Here is a 21786-nt window from a genome sequence, read left to right on the forward strand (position 1 = left end):
TGTGTTAGGCACGCCGCCAGCGTTCATCCTGAGCCAGGATCAAACTCTTATTAGAATTTTTTTCCCAAACCCAGTCTCTTTTCAGATTCTGGCTTTTTTTGGTTCTCTTCGCTTCTTCCTGCTGTTCAGTTTTCAAAGAACGTGTTCGCCGCATCCCTTGTCTCGCCTTGCGTTGTCTCGATCCGTGCGACTTTTATACTTTACCATCTTTCATCTTGCCTGTCAACCGTTTTGTGAAGATTTTGTAAAGTTTTTTCTGGCAAACCATCGCTTACATCACCACTTAAACAAAAGGGCAACACCTAATATAGCATAATTGACAGATGGCGTCAATCCACTTTGCCAAAAAGAAAAGGTGCCGATGTAATATCCCGCACCTCTTACTTAAAATATCCATATACAACTACTTTGGACGGAAATTTATCTCATTTTAGCTGCAATGACACTACCCAGTGCGATGGAATAGAGTTTTGACTCTGCAGAATCTGCCCTTGACACCAGGACCACTGGAACTTTTGCACCCATAATAATACCTGCGGATGGTGCTTGCGCCATATAAGTCAATGTCTTTCCAATTCCATTCCCCACTTCAATGGTGGGTACCAACAGGATATCGGCATCGCCCCCAACCGGACTCTCAAAACCCTTTATTCTGCAAGCTTCCTTGGAAACAGCCAAGTCCAATGCAATCGGCCCTTCAATCACCACGCCGTCTCCGAACACTCCCTGTTTCTGCATTTCTTTCAGCGCAGCTGCATCAACAGTAGCAGTCATTTTTTCAGACACCTTTTCTTTTGCTGTTACGCAGGCAACCTTGACAGGGCTTATTTCAAGCGCTTTCGCAACTTCAACAGCATTCGTAATAATCATTTGTTTTTGATCAAGAGAAGGGGTGATGTTCATTCCGCCATCTGTCAATAAAAGGAACTTATGATATGCAGCAGGTTCGTAGATCATCACATGACTTAACAGCCTGTCCGTGCGCAATCCAAAGTCTTTATCCAGCACTTCTTTTAAAAGAATTGATGTGTCAAGCAGTCCTTTCATTAAAAAATCTGCCCTTCTATCACTGACTGCTTGTACTGCTTTTCTGGCTGATATGGAAAAATCATCACAGGGAATAATTGATATTTGCTGAAGATCCAGCTCGATTTCGGCAGCAATACGCCTGATAGCAGTCTCATCCCCAAAAAGCTGTGCTGAAATAAGATCACTTTTTATGGCAGCTTTCACAGCTAGCAGGACATCCTTATCTTCCGCAGCAGCAACAGCCAGTGACATTCTCTTCCCTTTAGCGGCATTCTCGATTAAGCTTTTCATATGACGAATCATTCTTTCACCTCAATTGTTTATTCGTTTTACAATAAGTATAACATAGCCCACAATTTGTGTCTTCGTTATAATCGTCTAAACCAGCAAAGCAAAAACCGAAATGATCAGGGAATAAGCAGTTCAGCTTTGGCCAGAAGATGAGGGTCAGCGCCATTTTTTCGTGCTTTTTCAATCCACTCGCGAGCTTCTGGATAACGCCCAGCCTCCGTGGTCAAAACAGCCATGCGACACATAAGATCTGGTTGATCGGGATGCTGCAAAAGCGTTTCTTCCATCCAGAGTATTGCTTTTTCTAATTCACCTTTGACATAAAAAATCTCAGAAAGCTCAATGGCAGTTTGTTGGTGAAAGCCCCGGATATTGATCACTTTGCCATAATACATGATTGCATCATCCAGCGCTCCAATCTGACGGTATCCAAGCGCTATGAAGAAAAACAGGTTCCACCAGTCATCTTTTATTGTCTCTAATGTTTTCAATAATTTAATTCCTTCATGCGAATGTCCCTGCAATATAAAATTGTACCCCTTCTCGTATGTAACTAAAGGCGCCATCTGACTCAACTTCTGGTTGATGTGCTTCTTCTGCTTTGAGATCGTTGTCAACGACAACGCCGTTTCCCAGGCTTCTTGTGCTTTCATATATGATTTTTGCCAGTAATAGTAAATTCCGAGGTAATAATGCAATAACATTTCATGTTGACACGCTTCAGAACATTTTTCCAATAATTGATAAGCTTCATGCATTAGTGCTTTTTCAAGAAGGGGTTCTACTTCTTGGTCTGAACCGGCAATGCGTACATAACATCCACCCAGCATCATCGCTGCTTTTTTCTCAACGTTTTCACATCTTAAATAGCCTCTCAAAATAACAGCTGCCTCATTAAGTTTTTTCTGTTTTTCTAATTGCTTTACAGACTCAAAGACCACTGTTTTCAAATCTTCCTGAAATCCTCTTAGAAACATCCGATAGGTCTCAATATATTGAAAGGTTGGGTCGGCTCCCAACAGCAGAAGCATACCTCTAATGATCGCTGGAATACTGATGATCTGATTTTCATCATTCATTTGAATACGTATCGCCAGCTCATCTGTCAATAGCGGAACGTAGAGTCCTTCTGGCGGAACTTTAAATTGTTCGTTTCCCATCACCAACCCAGGTCTTAATTGTATAAAAGTTAACTGTTCAGTTGTTTTGAGAGCCCAATCATCAATAATTCCCATTTCATCCTCCCTACTTTTCTTGCTTTTAATTCTTTAATCTATTACTGTTTCCAAGTGTTTGGTTTCACATCAAATGCATACCAGATTGCAGCCACGCTATAATTCTTTAAAAAGAATAACATCATCAATATAGGTGTTGCGCTGATGATGATAATGATGTTTAACAATGGATCCGGATATACTGAATCCAGCTGCCATTAATGTGTTGAGAGATGCTTTGTTATCACTGAAAATCAATGCTCTTGCTATCTTCACTCCCGCGGTTTTCAGATCAGAGAGACCGAATAAAACAAGTGATTTTGCAATACCCTGCTGACGATAGTCCGACGAGACAGCTATCGTCACATGACATGCATGCTGCTGTTCACACGTCCCTCTTGTCGCGCGCAATACACCAATGACTTGCTGATTTGTGCGAGCGACGTAGAAGTAATTCCCTTCTGTGTTCATCCATGTGATGATATCTTCAGTATTTGTTGCATCAGTGAAGGAAACTTCTTGTTGTTCTTGTTTTAATTGCTGAAATAGTGTAAACATATCAGGTGCATCCTGAAGCGAGGACTGATGATACTGGATTTTCAAATCGTTCCCTCCTTCCAGACTCCACAAACCTCCAGTTCTTCTTCCACATTAACAACTGGTATGTGCTGGTTTCTGGATGTTCTGTTGCGTGGATATATCATTAACCAGTCTTTTTTTGTTTCCACCATCGTAGAATTATCATAGACAGCAATTTTTAGATGGCCGTTTTCTATTATCAGATGTGCAGGGAGACTGAACAATTTAACAAAAGGTAAGTATTTTTTTGAAGGCATCTGTTTCATATCTGGAAAATACTTCTCACGAAAGCAAACATGATGAAGAAGTTCATGTATCAGTTCTTTGTTAATTGGCGCCATCGTTTCATGTATTTCATCAGGCAATTTCCCGCGGTATCCCGCAAGCGCACAGTCGTAAAGAAGTGCGTGATCAATAAACTTGTAATCATCATCAATGGTTTGGTGCAAATACCGACGTAGTATATCAAATTGTTCGGCCTGACCGATTTGACGATGCCACCCACCCGCTTTTTTCCATTCGAGTGCCAGCCCACCGAAATAAGAAAATGGTGATTTCTTTGAAATATCCAGTGTTAACCGTATTGTTTCGCGGTAATGTCCATGATTCCAATAACGTTCCAAAACTTCTTCCACTTGCTTAAGTTGAATGATTTCACCATAGCTGACGACGTGCGATTCGAGAACCTCATAAGGCGGATGGCTTTGATAGACATAGCCATAATCTAAAATCTTATTCCGCAGGCCAGATCCTTTAATAAGCTTGAGGAACCCCAGCTGCAACATATCGGCCTGGAGGTGAAACACTTGGTCAAAAGACTCGCGAAACCGAAAAAAATCTTCATATGGTAGTCCGGCTATTAAATCAACGTGTATATGAATGTTGCTTGATCGGATGAGCCGCTGAATCACACTGAATTCTCGTTCTTGTTCCTGTGATCTTCCGATTGCTTTGAGGCTTTGCTTGCAGGTGGTTTGAATGCCAATTTCAAATTGAAACAATCCCGGTGGAACAGTTTCAAGAAACACCAACATCTCTTCGGTCAATAATCTCGAACTGATTTCAAAATGAAAATTCGTAACGCCATTATCATGTTCTTTCAAAAATTGCCATAATTTCATTGCTCTATTAGGATCCGCATTAAAAGTGCGATCAACCAGCTTCACCTGCTTCACTTGTGCCTCGAGGAAAATGTTGAGTTCCTTAAAAACCTTCTCCAATGGAAAAAAAACAACCCCTGAATCGTTTCCTGACAGGCAAAATTGACATGAAAACGGGCACCCTCGTGATGTTTCGCAATAATAGATTTTATCATGCTCCATATTTGGCTCATACTCGTAGGCCGATAGTTCCAGTAATGCAGAGGTCGAACACTGTTCATGAGGATTTGAATGTACTCGGCCGCGTATTCGATAGTTAATTCCTGGAATGTTCGTATAATCTTTATCATTCGCCAACGCATCTGCCAGTTCAAAAATCTCTTCAACACCTTCTCCTGTAATAATAAAGTCAATTGCATCACAGGATTTCATGATTTGCTGCGCATCATATGTAACCTCAGGTCCTCCCAGAATAATCTGCATCTCTGGTTTAATCTTTTTTAAAGAGTTCACTATCTTAATGACAATTTCTATATTCCAGATATAACAAGAAAAGGCAACAACATCCGCTCCTGACAGATAAAGTTCCCGAAGAATTTCCTGATAATCATGATTGATTGTATACTCGACAACAGAAACTTCAAAAGAATTTTTCAATCGGGTATTGAGGTATCGAACCGCCAGATTTGTATGAACATATCGAGCATTTATAGCTGTCAAAGTAATATTCAACGATCAACTGCCTCCCGTAGGTACGTCCCTTTTTGTTTATTGTTTTGCACCTCATGTCTTATATTATAGCATGGCCAGCCTTCAAAACAAATATTATCCATTATAAGAGCTTAAGTACGCCCATTATCATCCACGCGCACACCTAAATTAAAGAATCAGGCAAATATTTTATGTAAACCTATTGCGATTTGATTCCACATTGTTTATAATGGAAGGCAGTTGATTATACAGGAAAGGTGGCCGTTATTTGTTTCCCCAAAGTCATGCAATCATTGCTAGTCTCATCTATGACGATGTTTTTAGGCACCATCGTATAAAGCTGAATAAAACTCAATTGATCTATGGAAGCATTAAACCTGATTTGTATTCAGGTTTGCCTAAGCTTAAACACTTTAAACAGCAGTCTTTTCCAACTATCTGCCAAGAAATTACTGCGCTGTCGCAGAAGCACACCCCCGACAACAAGGCAGCCATCGCCATCTTGTCACAAAAGATTGGTATCGTAACACATTACATTGCTGATTACTTCTGCGTTCCTCACAACGACCGTAAGACTTATCAACACCATTTCATTAATCACTGTCAATATGAAGCTAAACTTCACCAAATGTTTAAGCACACAATTCATATTCCTAAAGCTATTCGAAGTAACCAGTGGATTGATTTTTCGCAATTTGATCAAGTCACAGGTTATCTTGATGATCTTCATAGTGTTTACCAATCAAGAAGCGAGAGTTACTTGAATGATTTGAACAGTTCTGTTCATGCTTCACGCTCTGTTGGGCTTATGGTTGTGCAACAGTCCATGTGCCGCACTGAAGCCCTTCACGCAACCGCATAACGGCCTCAACATATGTGAAAGCGGGTATCATGTGCCCGCTTTTATTGTGCACTCACATATGATAGGCATTATTCCGCCTTGTTGGTTGATTTGATTTAGGGTTGCATCTGCGAACTGGTTGGGATAAAATAGTTTCAGTAAAACCTTGAAGAAAGAGAGGCTTCCCATGGAAAATTTTAACCATATTTCTATCGAAAACATTTCCAAGAAAGACTTTTTAATGATTCTGCAGGCCCTGGAATATACCGGTGAACACATGCATATTCAGGCCTTTATTGATTTAAAAGACGATTTAATCCAACAATTAACAGCGTTGTCAGATGTCACAGAGGCAGAATTATTGTCTTTAATGCAAAGCTAGTACCGGAGCAATACACAAAACCGGAACCATCGGATTATTCCCGATAAATGGTTCCGGTTTTTTTGTGGTTTTCTTTACTGATTCTACATTTTTTCTGGAGCCTGAATACCAAGCAGGGATAGTCCCGTACTCAGTGTTTCTTTCACTGCTGCTACCAGTGCCAACCTGGCATTTCGCTGTTCCGGCTCTGCGTTCAATACCGGATGATCATGATAAAATCGATTGAATGCTTGTGCCAAATCAATGACATGACGTGTCAGGATAGAAGGTTCATTTTTATTTTTAGCATCAGCAATGCTGTCACTGAATTGTTCAATCTTCCGAATCACTTCATAGCTGATGTCGTCAGTTAAATACTGTCCTTCCATATGATTTGCTTGGCTGATAGCGGCTTCTGAGGCTTTTCTCAGAACACTGCAAGCACGTGCATGTGTATATTGTACGTAAGGGCCAGTTTCACCTTCAAAACTAAATGCGGTTTCCCATGAGAAAGAGATATCTTTAATGCGGTTATTACTTAGGTCATTGAAAATAACGGCACCAACACCCACAGCTACCGCCGTTTCCAGTTTATTCTCCAGATTCGGGTTTTTCTCTTCAATAATTTCTTTGACTCGATCAATCGCACCGTTGAGCACTTCTTCCAACAAAACAACGGTTCCTTTCCGTGTTTGAATCCTTCTCCCTTCATGGGTTACGCGGCCAAAAGGCAGATGCAGCAGATCCAAATGCCATTCGTATCCCATGAGTTCAATTACTTTGAACCACTGGGCAAAATGAAGTTTTTGTGAGTAGTCAGTGAGATAAAGACATTTGAAGAAATCATATGTGTTTTTTCGATAAATTGCAGCGGTAATATCGCGCGTTGCGTATAAGGTACTGCCATCACTTTTTTGGACCAGACATGGCGGCATTCCAAAGGCTTCTAGATCAATCATAGTGGCACCCTGACTTTCCGTCAGGAGATTTTTATCGGCTAAATCACGAAGAACCGGCTCCATTTTGTCATTGTAAAAACTTTCACCGGTATAATAATCAAACTTCACGCCTAATAAGGCATAGATTTTCTCCAATTCTTTAATCGTCTCAGTGCTGAACCACTTCCAAAGAGAAAGCGCTTCTTCATCTCCTTTTTCCATTCTGGTGAACCATTCTCTGGCTTCATCTTCCAGCGAAGGATTTTTCTCTGCTTCTTCGTGAAACTTCACATATAAATCCAGCAGCGACTGTATCGGTTCTTTTTCAATGGCTTTTGCATCTCCCCAGTTTCGATACGCAACAATCACTTTTCCAAACTGTGTTCCCCAATCACCCAAATGATTAATTCCGATACATGTGTATCCCAAATGAGAGTATATTTTATAGAGTGCATTGCCTATGACTGTCGAACGCAAATGTCCGACATGAAAAGGTTTGGCAATATTGGGAGCAGAATAGTCTATGCAAATGATCTTCCCATTGCCTTCCTTAGAGCTTCCAAAAGATTCTTTCTCCGCCAATACTTGGCCTATCATTTCTTCTGCCAGTTTTTTTCTGTTGAAGAAAAAATTAACATAAGCTCCTTCATTCATGCATTTTTCAAAGATATCAGGGCAGATAATTTTATTGGAAATATCCTCAGCAATGAGCTGCGGAGACTTGCGCATGGTTTTTGCAAGCCGAAAACAAGGGAATGCGTAATCACCCATATGCGCTTCGGGGGGAGTTTCAATCATAGTTGATATTTCACGCATATCAAGCTCGGGCACGTGGGCAGCGATGGCCGCTGCCACCATTTTTTTGTATTGATTCATTGTTTTTTCTCCTTCCATTCAAGTAGTCCAACTTAAATCCAGCTGATAATCCTTAGGCTCTCTTGAGGATTATTTGTCTGGATAATAATCCGTCACAAACTCGTATACACCACGAATAGCCAAACCGTTTATTTCTGAAGGGATTTCACCATCAATTTGCAATATCACCCTGTCAATACCCGGTAGCGTGATAAGTGAGTTCACCACCATCGCAATGGTTGCTTCCGTATCTTCAATTGATCCCGTCATATTATCAGAAAAATCACTGGAAAGATTAACTGTTGTTGATCGGCCATCCTGCAGAATGGAGAGAAGTTGTGTTTCTGGGGGAATTGGATTAACCAGCTCACCAACGCCCTGTTGGTTGATCAATTGTTCAACAACAAAAGCAGCCAATGAACTATTCTCCAACTCCGGTGCGTCTTCGCGAATACTGTATGTATCTGAAAAAATAAAAGGTTGATCTCGATGTTTTAAGTACAAAACATAGTATACCCTGTCTACTGACTCTTCTTCCATCGAATCTGGCTCAACTTCTTCTGATACATCATTCTCAACTGTCTGCGGAGGTCCCGCAGGGGATTCTTCAGGCAATGCCCGGCGACACGCTGTCGAAAAAACCAATGCCAGTCCCAACAAAACCAGTAATATATTATTTTTCAATAAGTTGCTTTGGAGAGAAATCAAAAAATCACCTCACTAAGTTGTTATTTGACAGTTTCAGCAAATCATTTTTGCAGACTACTCATCCAAGTGGGAAACTTCATCGATCTGATGTTCATTGAACAACTTGAAATCATGATTTTTAAGAAGTTGTGCACAGACACCGCTGCCCTCTACCAACCGACCTCTAAACTCTCCGTCGTGAATATAACACAAGCCGCAGCTTGGACTGTTCTCTTTCAGGATCACCACCTGAACATTATGACTTTCTAACATGGCAAGTACCTTTTGTGCACCAGATAAATATAACTGCGTGACATCAATGCCTTTTGAGTTTTTAATCAATGCCTGACCTGACAATACATCCGCACCTGTTCCTTTTTGAATTTCAGCCGGTTCACGGGGAATAGGCAGCCCCCCCCATCACCTCCGGACAAAATACCAAAAGGGGATGATCTATGCTTAAAAATTGCAGCCCCGAGCAGTTTGCCGCTGTTGCATTATAGCGACAGGGAATTCCCATTAGGCATGCACTGATTGCAATCATGATTCCCCTCCATTTCCAATGCTTCCACCAATCAACTCTTTTTGAAAGTTGCAATCGTTACACCAGCGCCACCTTCACCATATTGACCATCACGATATTTTGATACCAACCGATGACCGGACAACATCGTCTGAATGCCCCGTTTCAATACTCCCGTTCCAACACCATGAATAATGGTTACTTGTTCTCTCCCGCTTAGATACGCATCGTCCAGAAACTTATCAGCCAGATATAGTGCTTCTTCCAAATCAGTCCCACGAACATCAATATCCGCCTTGCTTGTTTCTGCTTTACTCTTTATGATTCTCTGGACTCCTTTTTGAATGTGTTGCTGTTTACGGTTTTCTTTCACAAGATTGCTTATCGGGAGCGTCATTTTCATCATTCCCATTAAAACCAATGCATTTTCATTGTTACTATCAATAGAAATAATGCTTCCTGTTTGGTTTAGGGATGGGATTCGCACTTCATCACCTTTTTTAAACGACTTCTCACGACTTTGACTTCTATCATCAGATTCATTTGATAGCAGGAAATCAGGTTCTCCTCCCTGCACCTCATCCAATTGTTCCCGAATGCGATTTCTGATTTTTTCTGTTTCGCGGCCCAGACTCTGTTGGTGCGCTGCATCTTGTGCTTTTCTCAGTTCAAGTATCGTCTGATCAACCTCTGCTTTTGTTTTTTTGAGGAGCTGTTGTGCCTCTCTTCGTGCTGCCGCCAGAATCGCCTCTCGCTGTTCTTCCAGTTTGAATTTTTGAGCCTTCGCTTGCCCTAAGATTTTTTCAGCATCAATGCGGGCATCAGAAGCCATCTTTAATTCTTTTTCTATTTCTACACGGTTCGTTTCAATGGTTTGAAGCACATCTTCAAAGGCAACATTCTCTGTCGTCAATAATTTTCTTGCATTTTCAACGATATGTTCATTTATTCCAAGTTTTTTAGAAATTTCAAAAGCATTGGATTTTCCCGGTATACCGATTAATAGCCGGTAAGTCGGACTCAGTGTGGCTATATCAAATTCTACACAAGCATTTTCAACACGTTCATTTGTTAATGCATATTGCTTAAGTTCACTATAGTGAGTGGTCGCAACCACTGTTGCAGAAGCACGTATTAGATGATCAAGAATGGCCATGGCAAGGGCCGCTCCTTCGTCGGGGTCAGTGCCCGCTCCCAGTTCATCCAATAACACAAGTGATCTTCCTGTAAAATGCTGCAGAATCTCAACAATATTCGTCATATGAGAAGAAAAAGTGCTTAGACTCTGTTCGATGCTTTGTTCGTCTCCTATGTCGGCAAAAACTTCGTGAAATACTCCCACAGTCGTTCCATAGTCAGCTGGTAAATGCAGACCACTCTGAGCCATAAGAATGAACAAACCTGCCGTTTTTAAAGCTACGGTTTTACCGCCTGTGTTCGGACCTGTAATAACCAGTGCATTATACTTTTCACCAATCAAGATGTTGTTTGGAACCACCTGTTTTAGATCTATCAATGGATGACGTGCGTTTCGAAGATGAATGACTTGATTATCCACCACAGAAGGTTCAACGGCTTTCATTTTAACTGAAAGGAGTCCCTTTGCCATCCAGTAGTCCAGAAACTGCAGTTTTTCCTGATTATCGCTCAGTGCCAATGCATGCGAAGCTACTTCATCAGTTAGCTCCATTAAAATTCGCTCAACTTCCAGCTCTTCTTTAAGCTTGAGTTCCTTTAGCTGATTGTTTAATTCGACAACCGCCATCGGTTCAATAAATAATGTTGCTCCACTGGAAGACTGGTCATGCACCAGTCCTGGCACCATATTTCGATACTCGTGCCGAACTGGAATGACATATCTTCCCTGTCGGATCGTGACGATAGGATCCTGCAAATATTTTTGTGTTTTGACTGACTGTATCATTTGATTAAGTTTTGATTTAACCGCTTCATTTTTTTGCTGTATTTGTTTCCTGATTTGGCGCAATAGCAAACTGGCTTGATCAGAAACTTCAGAATCACTTATAATGCATGATGTGATTCGTTCCTCAAGTGCTTTAACTGATTGAACTTGAGATACCAGACTATGAATCCTGGACAATTTTTCACGCTGGTCGATGGACTGCATATGTGAACGACATTTTCGTGCCAAAGACAGCTGCCGCGCCACCACAAGTAGTTGTCCCGGGTCAAGAGCAGCGCCTATATCAGCTCTGCGTAAAAGCACACTGATATCCTGGAGTCCCGATAAAGGTATGGGGCCTTTCTGCATAATCAGTGATTCGGCTTCACTAGTTTCTTGCTGCAATTCTCGAATCCGCAACAGCTCTGTTTCAGGGGTAGTTGATTCTGCAAGCTGCTGTCCTAACGGAGACTGACATTCCAGTCCAAGCATTTCAATAATTTTATCATACTCGAGCACTCTCAATGTTCGTTGATTCATAATGAATGTCCTTTCCTGCATGTCTGTATTGCCACTCACCATTTACCGACATTATTGTAGCACAGTTCATCATCATAAGCCAGCGTTGATGGCTGGCACACGAGAAGAAACAGCAGCATCACCCATTGAAAAAAGGGCCTCTCCCCATCATGAGGAAAGAGACCCAGTAAAACTGAAAGCTTTAAATCATGTTGTCAGCGGAATCCAGCACGCGATCGAGAATAGCCAGTGCTTCCCGCAATTCAGCTTCAGTGATGCACAATGGTGGTGCAACAATGAGAATATTTTCGTGGCTGTAAGTTGCAAAACCCTCATTTTGAAGCATCCCCAAGATTTTTTTCATGATTTTTTCAGGATCTTTACCGTAAGGGACAATGGGCTCTTTTGTTTCTTTATCTTTCACCAGTTCCACCGCTGAGAAAAGTCCGATATAGCGCACATCACCCACGCATGGATGTTTCGCTTTCAAATCTTCCAGCAGGCTCCCCAATACCTTGCCCAGGTTTTTGGAGTTTTCAATAAGCTTTTCATCCCGATAAACGTCAATGGTGGCGCAGGCTGTTGCACAACCCATGGGGTGACCATTGTAGGTGAGACCGCAGTACATCACATTGTCATCAAAATAAGCTGCAATTTCTTTACTGACAATGGTGCCACCCAACGGCAGATATCCGCAGGTGGATCCTTTGGCGAAAGTAATAATATCAGGTTTCACATCCCAGTGATTTACCGCAAACCACTCACCGGTACGACCCCAGCCAGCCATGACTTCGTCGCAAACCATTACGATGCCAAATTCGTCGCAAAGATCCCTTACGCCTTTAAGGTAACCCTCTGGCGGTATAATAATCCCATTGCTGCCTGTAACTGTTTCCAGGAAGATGGCAGCAACATGCTGAGGGCCTTCGTATAAAATTTGCTCCCGAAGTTGTCCAATGTAGTATTTGGTAGCATCGGCGTCATCCTTGAAGGGGAATGGAGCCCGATAGACATAAGGATCGAAGAACTTCACAAAACCGGCAATACCGGGTTCGCTGGCAAACCGGCGGGGTTCTCCGGTGAGGTTAGCGGCCCCATAAGTGGCTCCATGGTAGGAGCGATAGCGGGAAAATATTTTGTGCCGACCTGTGAACATGCGGGCGATCTTGATGGCATTTTCATTTGCCTCTGCACCTGCATTTGTAAAGAAGACCTTGCCCATGTTGTCAGGAGCAACTTCAATAATTTTTCGGGCAGCTTCAGACTTGGCTTCAAAGGCATATGCAGGTCCCATGAATGCCATTTTATCTGCCTGATCTTTGATGGCTTGAATTACTTTTTTGTGACCATGTCCGATATTCATGTTGACCAATTGTGATGACATATCAAAGTACTTTTTACCATCAGCATCCCAAAAATAAATGCCTTCTGCCTTGGTAACAACCAGCGGGTTTAATGCTCCTTGAGCACTCCAGGAATGAAGGTTGTACGCCAAGTCATCTTTTTTGACCTTTGCCGCATCTTGCATGTTGTCGCCTCCCTTTATTTGTTCATCACATTTCCAAAAAGTTCTTCATCAGTGGGAACTACAGGAGCAAATGGTCTGGACACCCAAGTTGTATTAATCATGTGTTTCCATGTGATATTTTCTGAAACACTGTTACCTCCCCAGCTTCCACAACCCAGACTTGTGGTGAATGGCATTCCATTGAACCAGTTTCCTGTATTGGCAGGCGCCATTCCTTGCCGGATGTTCATGCGGCTGACTTTCGTTTTTAATGCAAGTTCCATGATATGTTCTTCATTAAATGAGTGGATGCCGCAGGAGTGACCCATACCCTGAAACTTGGTAATCGTATTGACAAGGTCAACAGCATCGCTAAACTGATCATACTTGAAAGCAGTTGTCACCACTGACAGCTTTTCTCCTGAGAAAGGATAGTCGGCTCCAATTCCAGTTTCTGGCACAACATAAAACTTAACATCATCCGGAATTGAAAGGTCGGCCACTTCTGCAATGGTCTGAGGTGATTGAGCAATGATTTTAGGATTCAAATGGCCATCAACCCACATTGCCGCCTGAAGCTTTGCTTTTTCTTCAGGATTTACGACGTAGCCACCTTCTTTTCTCAATGCATCTAAAAACTCATCATAGATATCTTTTTGAATAATGAGTGAGTTTTCTGCAGAACAACTGGTTGCAAAATCAAAAGTTTTACTGATTCTGATTTTTTCTGCTGCATCTTTAATATCAGCAGTTTCATCAATGACTACAACAGCATTTCCAGCGCCCACACCATATGCAGGTGTTCCCGAAGAATAAGCAGCATGCACCAAGCCAGCGCCACCTGTGGCAACCACCAGGTCGCATTGTTTCATTAACTCGTTGCTGATTTCCAGTGTCGGATCTTCAATGCCAATGACCAGATCTTCAGGAGCTCCAAAACGCTTCAAGGTTTCTCTCATTAAACCCACAATGTATGTGTTGGTTTTTTTTGTTCTGGGATGGGGTGACATAACAATCGCATTGCGACCTTTGATGGCATGTGCTGCTTTAACTGTCGGTGTAGCTTCAGGATTTGTGCATGGAATCAGTGCCCCGATCACTCCAATAGGTTTTGCAATTTTTGTGATTTGCTTTTCCTCATCAATTTCAATAACACCAACAGATTTTTTGCCTTTCATATCGCGGACAGCGCCTTTTGCTTTTGCCATTAATTTGTTGTATTTTCCTTCATAGTTCCCCATGCGCGATTCTTCAACCGCCATTTTGGAGATTTCCTGCGCAGGTCCATCTTTTACGATATTCCATACAAGCGCCTCAACCAACTCATCCACTTGCTCCTGCGTATAATACTCAATGGCTTCCTGAGCTTTTCGAGCTCGTTCAATTAACCCGGCAACATACTTAACAGCTTCTTGATTCATTTGATCCATCTGAACGCCTCCTAAAATTTAATTATGATCCGGCAAATGCCGGGACAATAAATGATGAATAGCCATGTTTGTTCCATCATAGCGATTAATATGCAAGTACCGTGCCACATTTCGCGATGGCAAGCAGAAACCGCAACGAAATAAGGTTTATTCGTTAAAGTATGGTGGTTCCTATGATAAATCACTCTTTTGTCCGGTTGTTTGCAGCAATGGCATCATCAAGCACCTCCTTGCGATTCATTAATGACTCGTCCAATTGTAACGGGCTTGAAAATGTTTAAATGATCTCAATAATGTCAATGTCTACTTCTTTGAGCAGTCTTTGAATCATGTGATTCTAATGTGAATCAACGTTGAACCTTAACTGCTTTGGTATTTGATATGATACTTGTTCATTTTTCGAACGATGGTGGGTTGACTCACATCCAGCACTTTCGCAATTTCACGGGTTGTTCTATGTTTTTGAGCAGCCGCTGCAATCACCTGTTTTTCGACTTCCTCCACCGTCTGTTTCAGTGTGCTTTTCACAGAAAGTCTCATATCTTTTTGGCGATGGTCTTCTCCCAAAATAAATCCCGGCAAATTCTCGGGCAAAATCTCCTGTCCTTTTGTTGTAATAACGATTCTTTCAATTATATTTTCCAGCTCCCGAACATTTCCCGGCCAGCTATAACGCAGAAGCACATCAATTGTGTTCGAATCAAGGCGTTTTTCAACAGCAAACTTCTCATTATACTTTTTTAAAAAATAGGTTACCAATGGAAAAATATCTTCTTTTCTCTCTCTTAGCGGCGATAGATGTATCGGGACAACATTTAGCCGATAATACAAATCTTCACGAAACTGATGCATTCTCACCATCTCATTTAAATCTTGATTTGTGGCTGTGATAATACGAACGTTCACGGGTATTGGTTTGATTCCTCCAACACGCTGAATTTCTTTATCTTGAATTGCGTGCAGTAACTTAACCTGTAAGTTAAGCGGCAACTCTGAGATTTCATCAAGAAAAATAGTACCATTTTGTGCAACTTCAAACAGACCCGGCTTGCCTTGCTTTTTAGAACCTGTGAAAGCACCTGCTTCATATCCAAAAAGTTCTGACTCCAAGAGGGATTCTGGAATTGCCCCACAATTAACTTTAACAAAGGGCCTGTCCTGATTTTCGCCGAAAAGATGAATGAATTTGGCAATTTCTCCCTTTCCGACGCCCGACTCTCCCGTTATAAGAACCGTCGAATCGATTTGTGCCAAACGTTTTGAGAGTTGTATAACATCTTTCATTTTTTTACTTTTGATAATCAATGTACCGATACGTTCCTGTTGTTCTTCTTTCAGTTCTTCCAGCGTGTTATGAACATCTTCAAGCTGGTTTTTAAGGGATATGAGTTCTGTCATATCTCTGGATGTGGTAATAATTTTTTGTATATTGCCCCGTTTATCAAAAATGGGAGTTCCTGTTGTCATTAGTTTTTTTCCATGTCGATTGTTATGAAGAATGGTTACTTCTTCTTTTTTTGTAAAAGCCATTTTGGCAACAGATGGATAAAACAGCCCTGATTTTTCCTGTTCGTCAATATTTTTGCCAATAACATTCTCTTTCGATACCTGATACAGTTGGCTGGCTGCTTTATTCATCCATTGGGTGACACCGTCTTTATTGTCGATGAAAATAGCGTCCTGGGCAGAATCAAAAATCATTTTAAACTCTTCTGTGCTTGCATTTGATATAACGTTTGCCATATTTTCAATATCAAAAAACATAGCTCCAAAGATACATCCATCCTGATCTTCTGCCATTAGATAAGTCTGCACAAGGACATCATTATCTTCCAGCACTTTCCAGTTTTCCTGTCGGTTCTGTTGTAAGTCTGCAATAAATGCGGCGATTTGTTGTTCGTTTCCAATTTTTATGCGATATAAATCCAGAAAAAAAGAAGCTCTTTTGTTTTGATACAGGATCTCACCGTTTTCTCGAATAATCACCATACCCGCCGGAATCATGTCTAATAATTGATTCACAAATTCCATTCGCATTCCTCCCAATCTATTGCAGCATGTCTTAAAAAACTGGTTGCACGTCATTTTCCAGTTAAACCGATTGCAATTTGGCTGATTCACAAATAGATCATAGTTTCCAATTCAAAATTGTATCACAAAATACAGGTATATTCAAATATCAACACATCCCTTTCTACAGTCATAGCCAAATCTTTATGTTTCGCCGAATCCTCCAAGAGATATAAATGTATATAAGTAATCGCGCTGATACAGCAGAATTTCATTCGCCAGAACCGCTACCATCAAGTATAATAATCAGTGACAGTTCTAAAATATTGTAACACCATCATAGAGACGATCAATAGGGGGTTTCAACGATGAAAACCAGCCATGATTTTTACCAGCTCATTAAACAGCATTGGACTCAACCCGACTTGCTTCAGCAAACAGATTCATCAATTGATCTGATCTTTTCATTCTTGGAAAATGAGACATTTTCAGGGAAACTGGAAGCAATGATTTCGAAGAATCATTTCACATGCCGCGATGTGCAGAAATTATGTGAACCTATGCTCCAAACAATGTGGGCTGAAGCTTTCCCCGAAGACCCCTTGTATTACATTTATCAATTTGCTTTATCCAAATCTTTCCCTGATGCAGTTGAAACCAAACTGGATTCCCGACTAGACTCAGGCTGCCTGTTTTATTTGGAAGCCTTGCGTGCTACATTGTCCATTCAGCAAGAACATGACAGTGCGTCTTTTCAGGCCCGCTATCCCCTTCAGCTTGAATTTCAGAGCGATGACAATCAAAACGAATATTCGCGTGAGTATCGCAGGTTTATTCGCGCCTTTAAAAATGAGTATGTTATCGAGATGATGAAATTAAATTTTGAAGTTACCCAGCACAACACGATGGACCATGTTAGCGGCGTCCATTTTTTAGCGATGCGTATTGCTAAGCAACTGCATGAATTTGGTATCCCGGTGGATTTAGGGAAGATTTCCGGTGCTGCTGCCGGTCATGATTTGGGAAAATATGGATGCCGTAGCTTTGAAAACAAGCGTGTTGCATACCTCCATTATTACTACACCGAACTATGGTTTAAATCGCGGGACATCTTTAATATCGGTCATATTGCCCTGAACCACTCAGTTTGGGATCTGGAACTGGAAAACTTACCTCTCGAGTCATTAATTCTAATCTATAGTGATTTCAGGGTTAAGAACTCTAAAAACAAAAAGAATCAGTATGAAATGTCGTATTTTAGCTTATCCGACTCATTTTCTGTCATTCTGAGCAAACTTGATAATGTTGATGCCGAAAAGGAAAAGCGTTACATCCGTGTCTATGCCAAGTTAAAAGATTTCGAAGACTATATGATTGACCTTGGTGTCCAAGTGGACCCAGAAAAACCCATTGGAATTTCTGCCAGAAGTCGAAAAAAATATTTTTCTTTGATGCAGGGTCATGAAATCACCCAGAATTTGAAATATTTAGCTATTCAGCATAATATTCATTTGCTCTATAAGTTTCGTGATGAGGATTCTCTGAGCGAGATCATTGAAATTGTTCGAAATGAGAAAAATGACAAGATTTTCAGAGAATATCTCGGGCTGTTTGAAGAATACACTGCTTATTTGACCCAGAAGCAAAAAATTGTTACATTGAGATTTTTATATGAAAAACTGACACATCCTGAAGAAGACATTCGGAGACAATGCGCTGAGCTGATTGGTCAAATCATCAGTTGCTTTGATGAAAACTATCGCAAAGAAGTGCCTGAAGACGTAAAACTCCCTATGCCAGATATCACCAGTTTTGACCTATTGCGGGAATACATGAAACTCTTTTTATATCCAGACCATAAGATCACCGACCTTCATGCTTATTGGATTCGATATAGCCTTAAGCATATGCTTATAAAACTTCTGAGCCGTTGCGAGCAGAAATTTATCAGCCTCTATAAAGAAATTCTTCTGGAGTTCTTTGAAGAATCAAAAAATATACACGAACAGCCCGATATTCATTTGTTAAATACAATTAAAGGGATTCCTGTGTTTCCTGGCGACCCTTCATTGGCCGTCTTCTTTGACTACGTTATCTTCTCTCTTTCCAATCATCGATTGGAAGATCTGGAAAACGTTGACCTTCGTATGTCCATCCTCGAATCAATCTATTATCTGGTCGATTTTTTTGCCGACGACAGCGACGCTGTCCAAAAAATTCGACACCTATTTACTGATAAACCCAATAAATCTCAGGTGCCTGCAGAAAACTATCTGATGTTTAAACTCGCTAAAAAATTGTTCACAGAAGAAAAGATGATTACACCGTATCATGAGTTTTATGAACTGGATATCCATAAGGTTCCGGATATCCACCTGACGAATCTTAAATCTGCAACAAATTGGGTTACCAAGAGAATTCATGTTGAGTTATTGCAGGAATATTTGGAACAGAACCCTACATTAAACAAACTATACACAGCTATGCATTATTGCAATCTCTTAAAAGTCAGCTCTGTTGAAAGTGTTCGAATTCAGGCTGGCGAATCATTGGTGAAGCTCTTTCCACACCTGCCTCTCGAACAACGAAATGACGTAGCCATTGAGCTTCTTCGTGCTCTTGAGATTGACGGTGCTCAGCATACAAAGTACATTCCTGATTATCTCGGTCAGATAATCATATATCTGCAGCCCGTTGAACTTGATGAAATGATTACTGATCTAAATGAAAAACTGAAACAAAGCAATACAGAAATTAACTCACTACTGATGAAGACCATTGGCATTTTCATCGAAAACTACCCCCGCTATCGGGAGTTTTTTCAAGAAACTGATGAAGGATATGAGTATCGGCTTCAAAAGATGCTCGGGATCCTTCTTAATGGGTTGGTTCATCACCAACTTCAAATTCAGCAAATCTCTTTTAGCGTTCTTGGCAAGGATGTATTTGGTTCCAACAAACTTTCATTGCCGGAAAAATATCAGTTGTTCCTGATGACTGCCAAAAAAATACTAACGCTCTCCAAAGAGACAGAAGATCATGAACTTCTATTTCTTACCAATTCTTCCGGATTAAACCATCTGTACCGATTTATTTCTGATTATGCCTTTTTTCATAAAACCATCGAAATTCCAACGCCAGAAAGAGTCGCTTTTTTCCCTGGCTCTTTTGACCCCTTTACACTGGGACACAAAGCCATCACAAAGGCCATTCGCAACCTTGGTTATGAAGTCTACTTAGCTGTTGATGAGTTTTCATGGTCCAAAAGAACACAACCAAACTTAATCCGCAAAAATATTATCAACATGTCTATCGCTGATGAGTTGGATATTTATCTCTATCCCGAAGAACTGCCTGTGAATCTGGCCAATCCCAAAGACTTGCGTCATTTGAACAATAATTTCCCCAATTCCAGCGTCCACCTTGTTGCAGGCAGTGATGTGCTCATTAACGCCTCCGCGTACAGCGATCCTGCCAACGAATATATTTTCAGCTTTCCCCACATCGTTTTTGAAAGGCGCAATGCTTCTTATTCGCCAGATAGTCACGCTCGCCTAAACAAGGTGTTGGAAGCACTTCATCACCCTTCAGTTCGCTTGAATCTACCGACACAGTATGAAGAAATCAGCTCTACTCAAATTCGGAACTATATTGATGAAAACCGGGATATTTCCCGAATGATCGATCCCTTGGCGCAGCACTTGATCTACAAAAGAAACCTGTATCGAAATGAACCCCAATATAAGTCAATGATTCAGACTATTTCACTCGATGTGGATATTCGCGATCATGTCACCTATGAGCTGATCAACAATATCGTTTCCACATTCCATCAAAATTACACCTATTCATTCAAAAATATCGAACAGGTGTTTTCAAAACCCAATGGTCGATTAATACTAATCAGGGATGTCAATCAAAATGGACGTATTCTGGCTTATGCAGCCCTTCATTGGATCCCCTCAGAACAAATATTTCAGGAGTTTAGAGACCGCAACATCTCTCAACATATTCGCGAACATTACAGTGGACGCATTATCCTTATAGACGGAATTTTTTCTGTAAAGGATCATCCTTTTGAAAATCTAAATCAGGTTATACTGACAGAAACCCTCACTTATTGCCTGAAAAACGACTACGGTTATGCGATTTATCAAAATAAAATAGATGAACATACGCCGGATGAAGTCGATGAAATTCTCAAGCTTCACGGTTTTTCCGAACTATCTTTCACACCAACAGCGCAACCTGTTTATACGGTTGATATGTCAAATCCATGCACCCTGAATCTGGATATTATGACAATCATCAAAGAACCCTTCAAAAGCAATCAGCATGTTCAAAATGTGATTAATCGAACGCGGCATCGTATGCAACAAGTACTCACCGAACTTTATCCCGGCCATTTATTACTATCCTTTGATCGCAGCATTATTGACGAAACGCTCATCAAAAAAATCTGCCATGAAAATGAGATTCCACCGGTGCCATTATCACCCAGGCGCATGGGTGAATCGATGTGTGTGCCTTTTGGCAATGTGTTGAATCGCAGTATCGTTCCCAACACAATCACCAAATCACTGCATACCGAGAAAATGTTTGATCCCGACATGAAGCACTTCACCATTCGCTCCTTTCCTTACTACCTTGATCTCAAACATCAAATCCGAATGATTAAGTCATTTAATCGTCCTGTGATTCTTGTGGATGACTTGCTCAATAAAGGCTATCGAATTCGTGCGCTGGATCCGTTACTCAACGAGGAAAAACTGGAGGTTAAAAAAATCATTGTGGGAATTTTGTCGGGCAGGGGAAAAGAATTGATGGAAATTCAAAACCGGGCTGTTGACAGTGCCTATTTTATACCCAAGCTACGGTTATGGTTTAATGAAGCGCTTCTTTACCCTTATATTGGAGGTGATTATTTATGGAGAGGCGAATACCCTAAAAGCAATCTGCTGCCTTCCATAAATTTGATTTTACCCTATACGTCACCTGCCTTTATCAAAGGAGTCACCAACCGTCAGTTGTATAACATGTCTGAAGTATCCATTCTCAACGCGATTGAAATTCTAACCGTTCTGGAAAAAGAATATCAAAAGTTATATGAACGAAAACTGACATTGGCACTTCTTGGAGAGGTCTTTATTTATCCGCGTTATCCCGACAACGGGCCATATATGGAATATGATTTCAGCATCTCTGCTTCAGAGCATCTGAAAAAAGATCTCGAATTACTGAAAAGACTTGAGTTAATGGTAATCACATCTTAATGGTTTATCGATTTT

General features: G+C 41.0%; 15 protein-coding genes. 4 read left to right on the forward strand and 11 right to left on the reverse strand.

Annotation, left to right across the window (positions count from 1 at the left end; all coding sequences use genetic code 11):
• A partial coding sequence (locus QOL74_RS00005; protein WP_283407372.1) for a hypothetical protein occupies nucleotides 1-316 on the forward strand: 316 nt, incomplete at its 5' end.
• 104 nt (nucleotides 317-420) lie between these two features.
• Here the strand turns inward: QOL74_RS00005 and QOL74_RS00010 are convergent.
• From QOL74_RS00010 to QOL74_RS00025, 4 genes are all read right to left on the reverse strand, one after another.
• A complete protein-coding gene (locus QOL74_RS00010) occupies nucleotides 421-1332 on the reverse strand; it encodes a bifunctional enoyl-CoA hydratase/phosphate acetyltransferase (protein WP_283407373.1) in 912 nt (303 codons plus the stop codon).
• Nucleotides 1333-1436: 104 nt separating this feature from the next.
• On the reverse strand, nucleotides 1437-2555 hold the full coding sequence (locus QOL74_RS00015; protein WP_283407374.1) for a tetratricopeptide repeat protein: 1119 nt from the start codon (nucleotides 2553-2555) through the stop codon (nucleotides 1437-1439).
• 96 nt (nucleotides 2556-2651) lie between these two features.
• Complete coding sequence (locus tag QOL74_RS00020) at nucleotides 2652-3137, reverse strand: GNAT family N-acetyltransferase (RefSeq protein WP_283407375.1); 486 nt, start codon at nucleotides 3135-3137, stop codon at nucleotides 2652-2654.
• Nucleotides 3134-4945, reverse strand: coding sequence for a B12-binding domain-containing radical SAM protein (locus QOL74_RS00025; protein WP_283407376.1), 1812 nt, complete (start codon nucleotides 4943-4945; stop codon nucleotides 3134-3136). Before QOL74_RS00025 ends, QOL74_RS00020 begins: the two co-directional genes overlap by 4 nt.
• A gap of 247 nt (nucleotides 4946-5192) precedes the next feature.
• Between QOL74_RS00025 and QOL74_RS00030 the strand changes: the two genes are divergently transcribed.
• The gene (locus tag QOL74_RS00030) at nucleotides 5193-5786 is read left to right on the forward strand and encodes a zinc dependent phospholipase C family protein (RefSeq protein WP_283407377.1); all 594 of its coding nucleotides are present in this window, start codon (nucleotides 5193-5195) and stop codon (nucleotides 5784-5786) included.
• 166 nt (nucleotides 5787-5952) lie between these two features.
• Nucleotides 5953-6147, forward strand: coding sequence for a hypothetical protein (locus QOL74_RS00035; RefSeq protein WP_283407378.1), 195 nt, complete (start codon nucleotides 5953-5955; stop codon nucleotides 6145-6147).
• 83 nt (nucleotides 6148-6230) lie between these two features.
• Here the strand turns inward: QOL74_RS00035 and argS are convergent, their stop codons facing one another.
• The 7 genes from argS to QOL74_RS00070 all read right to left on the reverse strand — a co-directional run bounded on the left by argS (nucleotide 6231) and on the right by QOL74_RS00070 (nucleotide 16519).
• Nucleotides 6231-7940: an arginine--tRNA ligase gene (argS, locus tag QOL74_RS00040; RefSeq protein ID WP_283407379.1), complete on the reverse strand. Its 1710-nt coding sequence runs from the start codon at nucleotides 7938-7940 to the stop codon at nucleotides 6231-6233.
• A gap of 69 nt (nucleotides 7941-8009) precedes the next feature.
• The gene (locus QOL74_RS00045) at nucleotides 8010-8627 is read right to left on the reverse strand and encodes a GerMN domain-containing protein (protein WP_283407380.1); all 618 of its coding nucleotides are present in this window, start codon (nucleotides 8625-8627) and stop codon (nucleotides 8010-8012) included.
• 54 nt (nucleotides 8628-8681) lie between these two features.
• The gene (locus QOL74_RS00050) at nucleotides 8682-9017 is read right to left on the reverse strand and encodes a 2-thiouracil desulfurase family protein (RefSeq protein WP_346771700.1); all 336 of its coding nucleotides are present in this window, start codon (nucleotides 9015-9017) and stop codon (nucleotides 8682-8684) included.
• Between the two features lie 164 nt (nucleotides 9018-9181).
• Nucleotides 9182-11572, reverse strand: coding sequence for an endonuclease MutS2 (locus QOL74_RS00055; protein WP_283407381.1), 2391 nt, complete (start codon nucleotides 11570-11572; stop codon nucleotides 9182-9184).
• A 181-nt stretch (nucleotides 11573-11753) separates the two neighbouring features.
• Nucleotides 11754-13079: an aminotransferase class III-fold pyridoxal phosphate-dependent enzyme gene (locus tag QOL74_RS00060; protein WP_283407382.1), complete on the reverse strand. Its 1326-nt coding sequence runs from the start codon at nucleotides 13077-13079 to the stop codon at nucleotides 11754-11756.
• 14 nt (nucleotides 13080-13093) lie between these two features.
• The gene (locus QOL74_RS00065) at nucleotides 13094-14488 is read right to left on the reverse strand and encodes an aldehyde dehydrogenase family protein (protein ID WP_283407383.1); all 1395 of its coding nucleotides are present in this window, start codon (nucleotides 14486-14488) and stop codon (nucleotides 13094-13096) included.
• Nucleotides 14489-14848: 360 nt separating this feature from the next.
• Entirely contained in the window at nucleotides 14849-16519 is a 1671-nt protein-coding gene (locus QOL74_RS00070) for a sigma-54 interaction domain-containing protein (RefSeq protein ID WP_283407384.1), read from the reverse strand.
• Between the two features lie 347 nt (nucleotides 16520-16866).
• Here QOL74_RS00070 and QOL74_RS00075 point away from each other — a divergent pair, with 347 nt between their 5' ends.
• Nucleotides 16867-21771 (forward strand): nucleotidyl transferase family protein, encoded by a 4905-nt coding sequence (locus QOL74_RS00075; RefSeq protein WP_283407385.1) that lies wholly within the window; start codon nucleotides 16867-16869, stop codon nucleotides 21769-21771.
• Nucleotides 21772-21786: the final 15 nt, after the last annotated feature.

Origin of the sequence: Anoxynatronum buryatiense (assembly GCF_900182905.1) — a bacterium.
In the GTDB taxonomy this organism is placed as follows: domain Bacteria; phylum Bacillota; class Clostridia; order Peptostreptococcales; family Tindalliaceae; genus Anoxynatronum; species Anoxynatronum buryatiense.

Coding starts and splice junctions, on each gene's coding strand:
- QOL74_RS00010 (WP_283407373.1), bottom strand. CDS start 1,332: ATGATTCGTCATATGAAAAGCTTAATCGAGAATGCCGCTAAAGGGAAG.
- QOL74_RS00015 (WP_283407374.1), bottom strand. CDS start 2,555: ATGGGAATTATTGATGATTGGGCTCTCAAAACAACTGAACAGTTAACT.
- QOL74_RS00035 (WP_283407378.1), top strand. CDS start 5,953: ATGGAAAATTTTAACCATATTTCTATCGAAAACATTTCCAAGAAAGAC.
- argS (WP_283407379.1), bottom strand. CDS start 7,940: ATGAATCAATACAAAAAAATGGTGGCAGCGGCCATCGCTGCCCACGTG.
- QOL74_RS00055 (WP_283407381.1), bottom strand. CDS start 11,572: ATGAATCAACGAACATTGAGAGTGCTCGAGTATGATAAAATTATTGAA.
- QOL74_RS00060 (WP_283407382.1), bottom strand. CDS start 13,079: ATGCAAGATGCGGCAAAGGTCAAAAAAGATGACTTGGCGTACAACCTT.
- QOL74_RS00065 (WP_283407383.1), bottom strand. CDS start 14,488: ATGGATCAAATGAATCAAGAAGCTGTTAAGTATGTTGCCGGGTTAATT.
- QOL74_RS00070 (WP_283407384.1), bottom strand. CDS start 16,519: ATGGAATTTGTGAATCAATTATTAGACATGATTCCGGCGGGTATGGTG.
- QOL74_RS00075 (WP_283407385.1), top strand. CDS start 16,867: ATGAAAACCAGCCATGATTTTTACCAGCTCATTAAACAGCATTGGACT.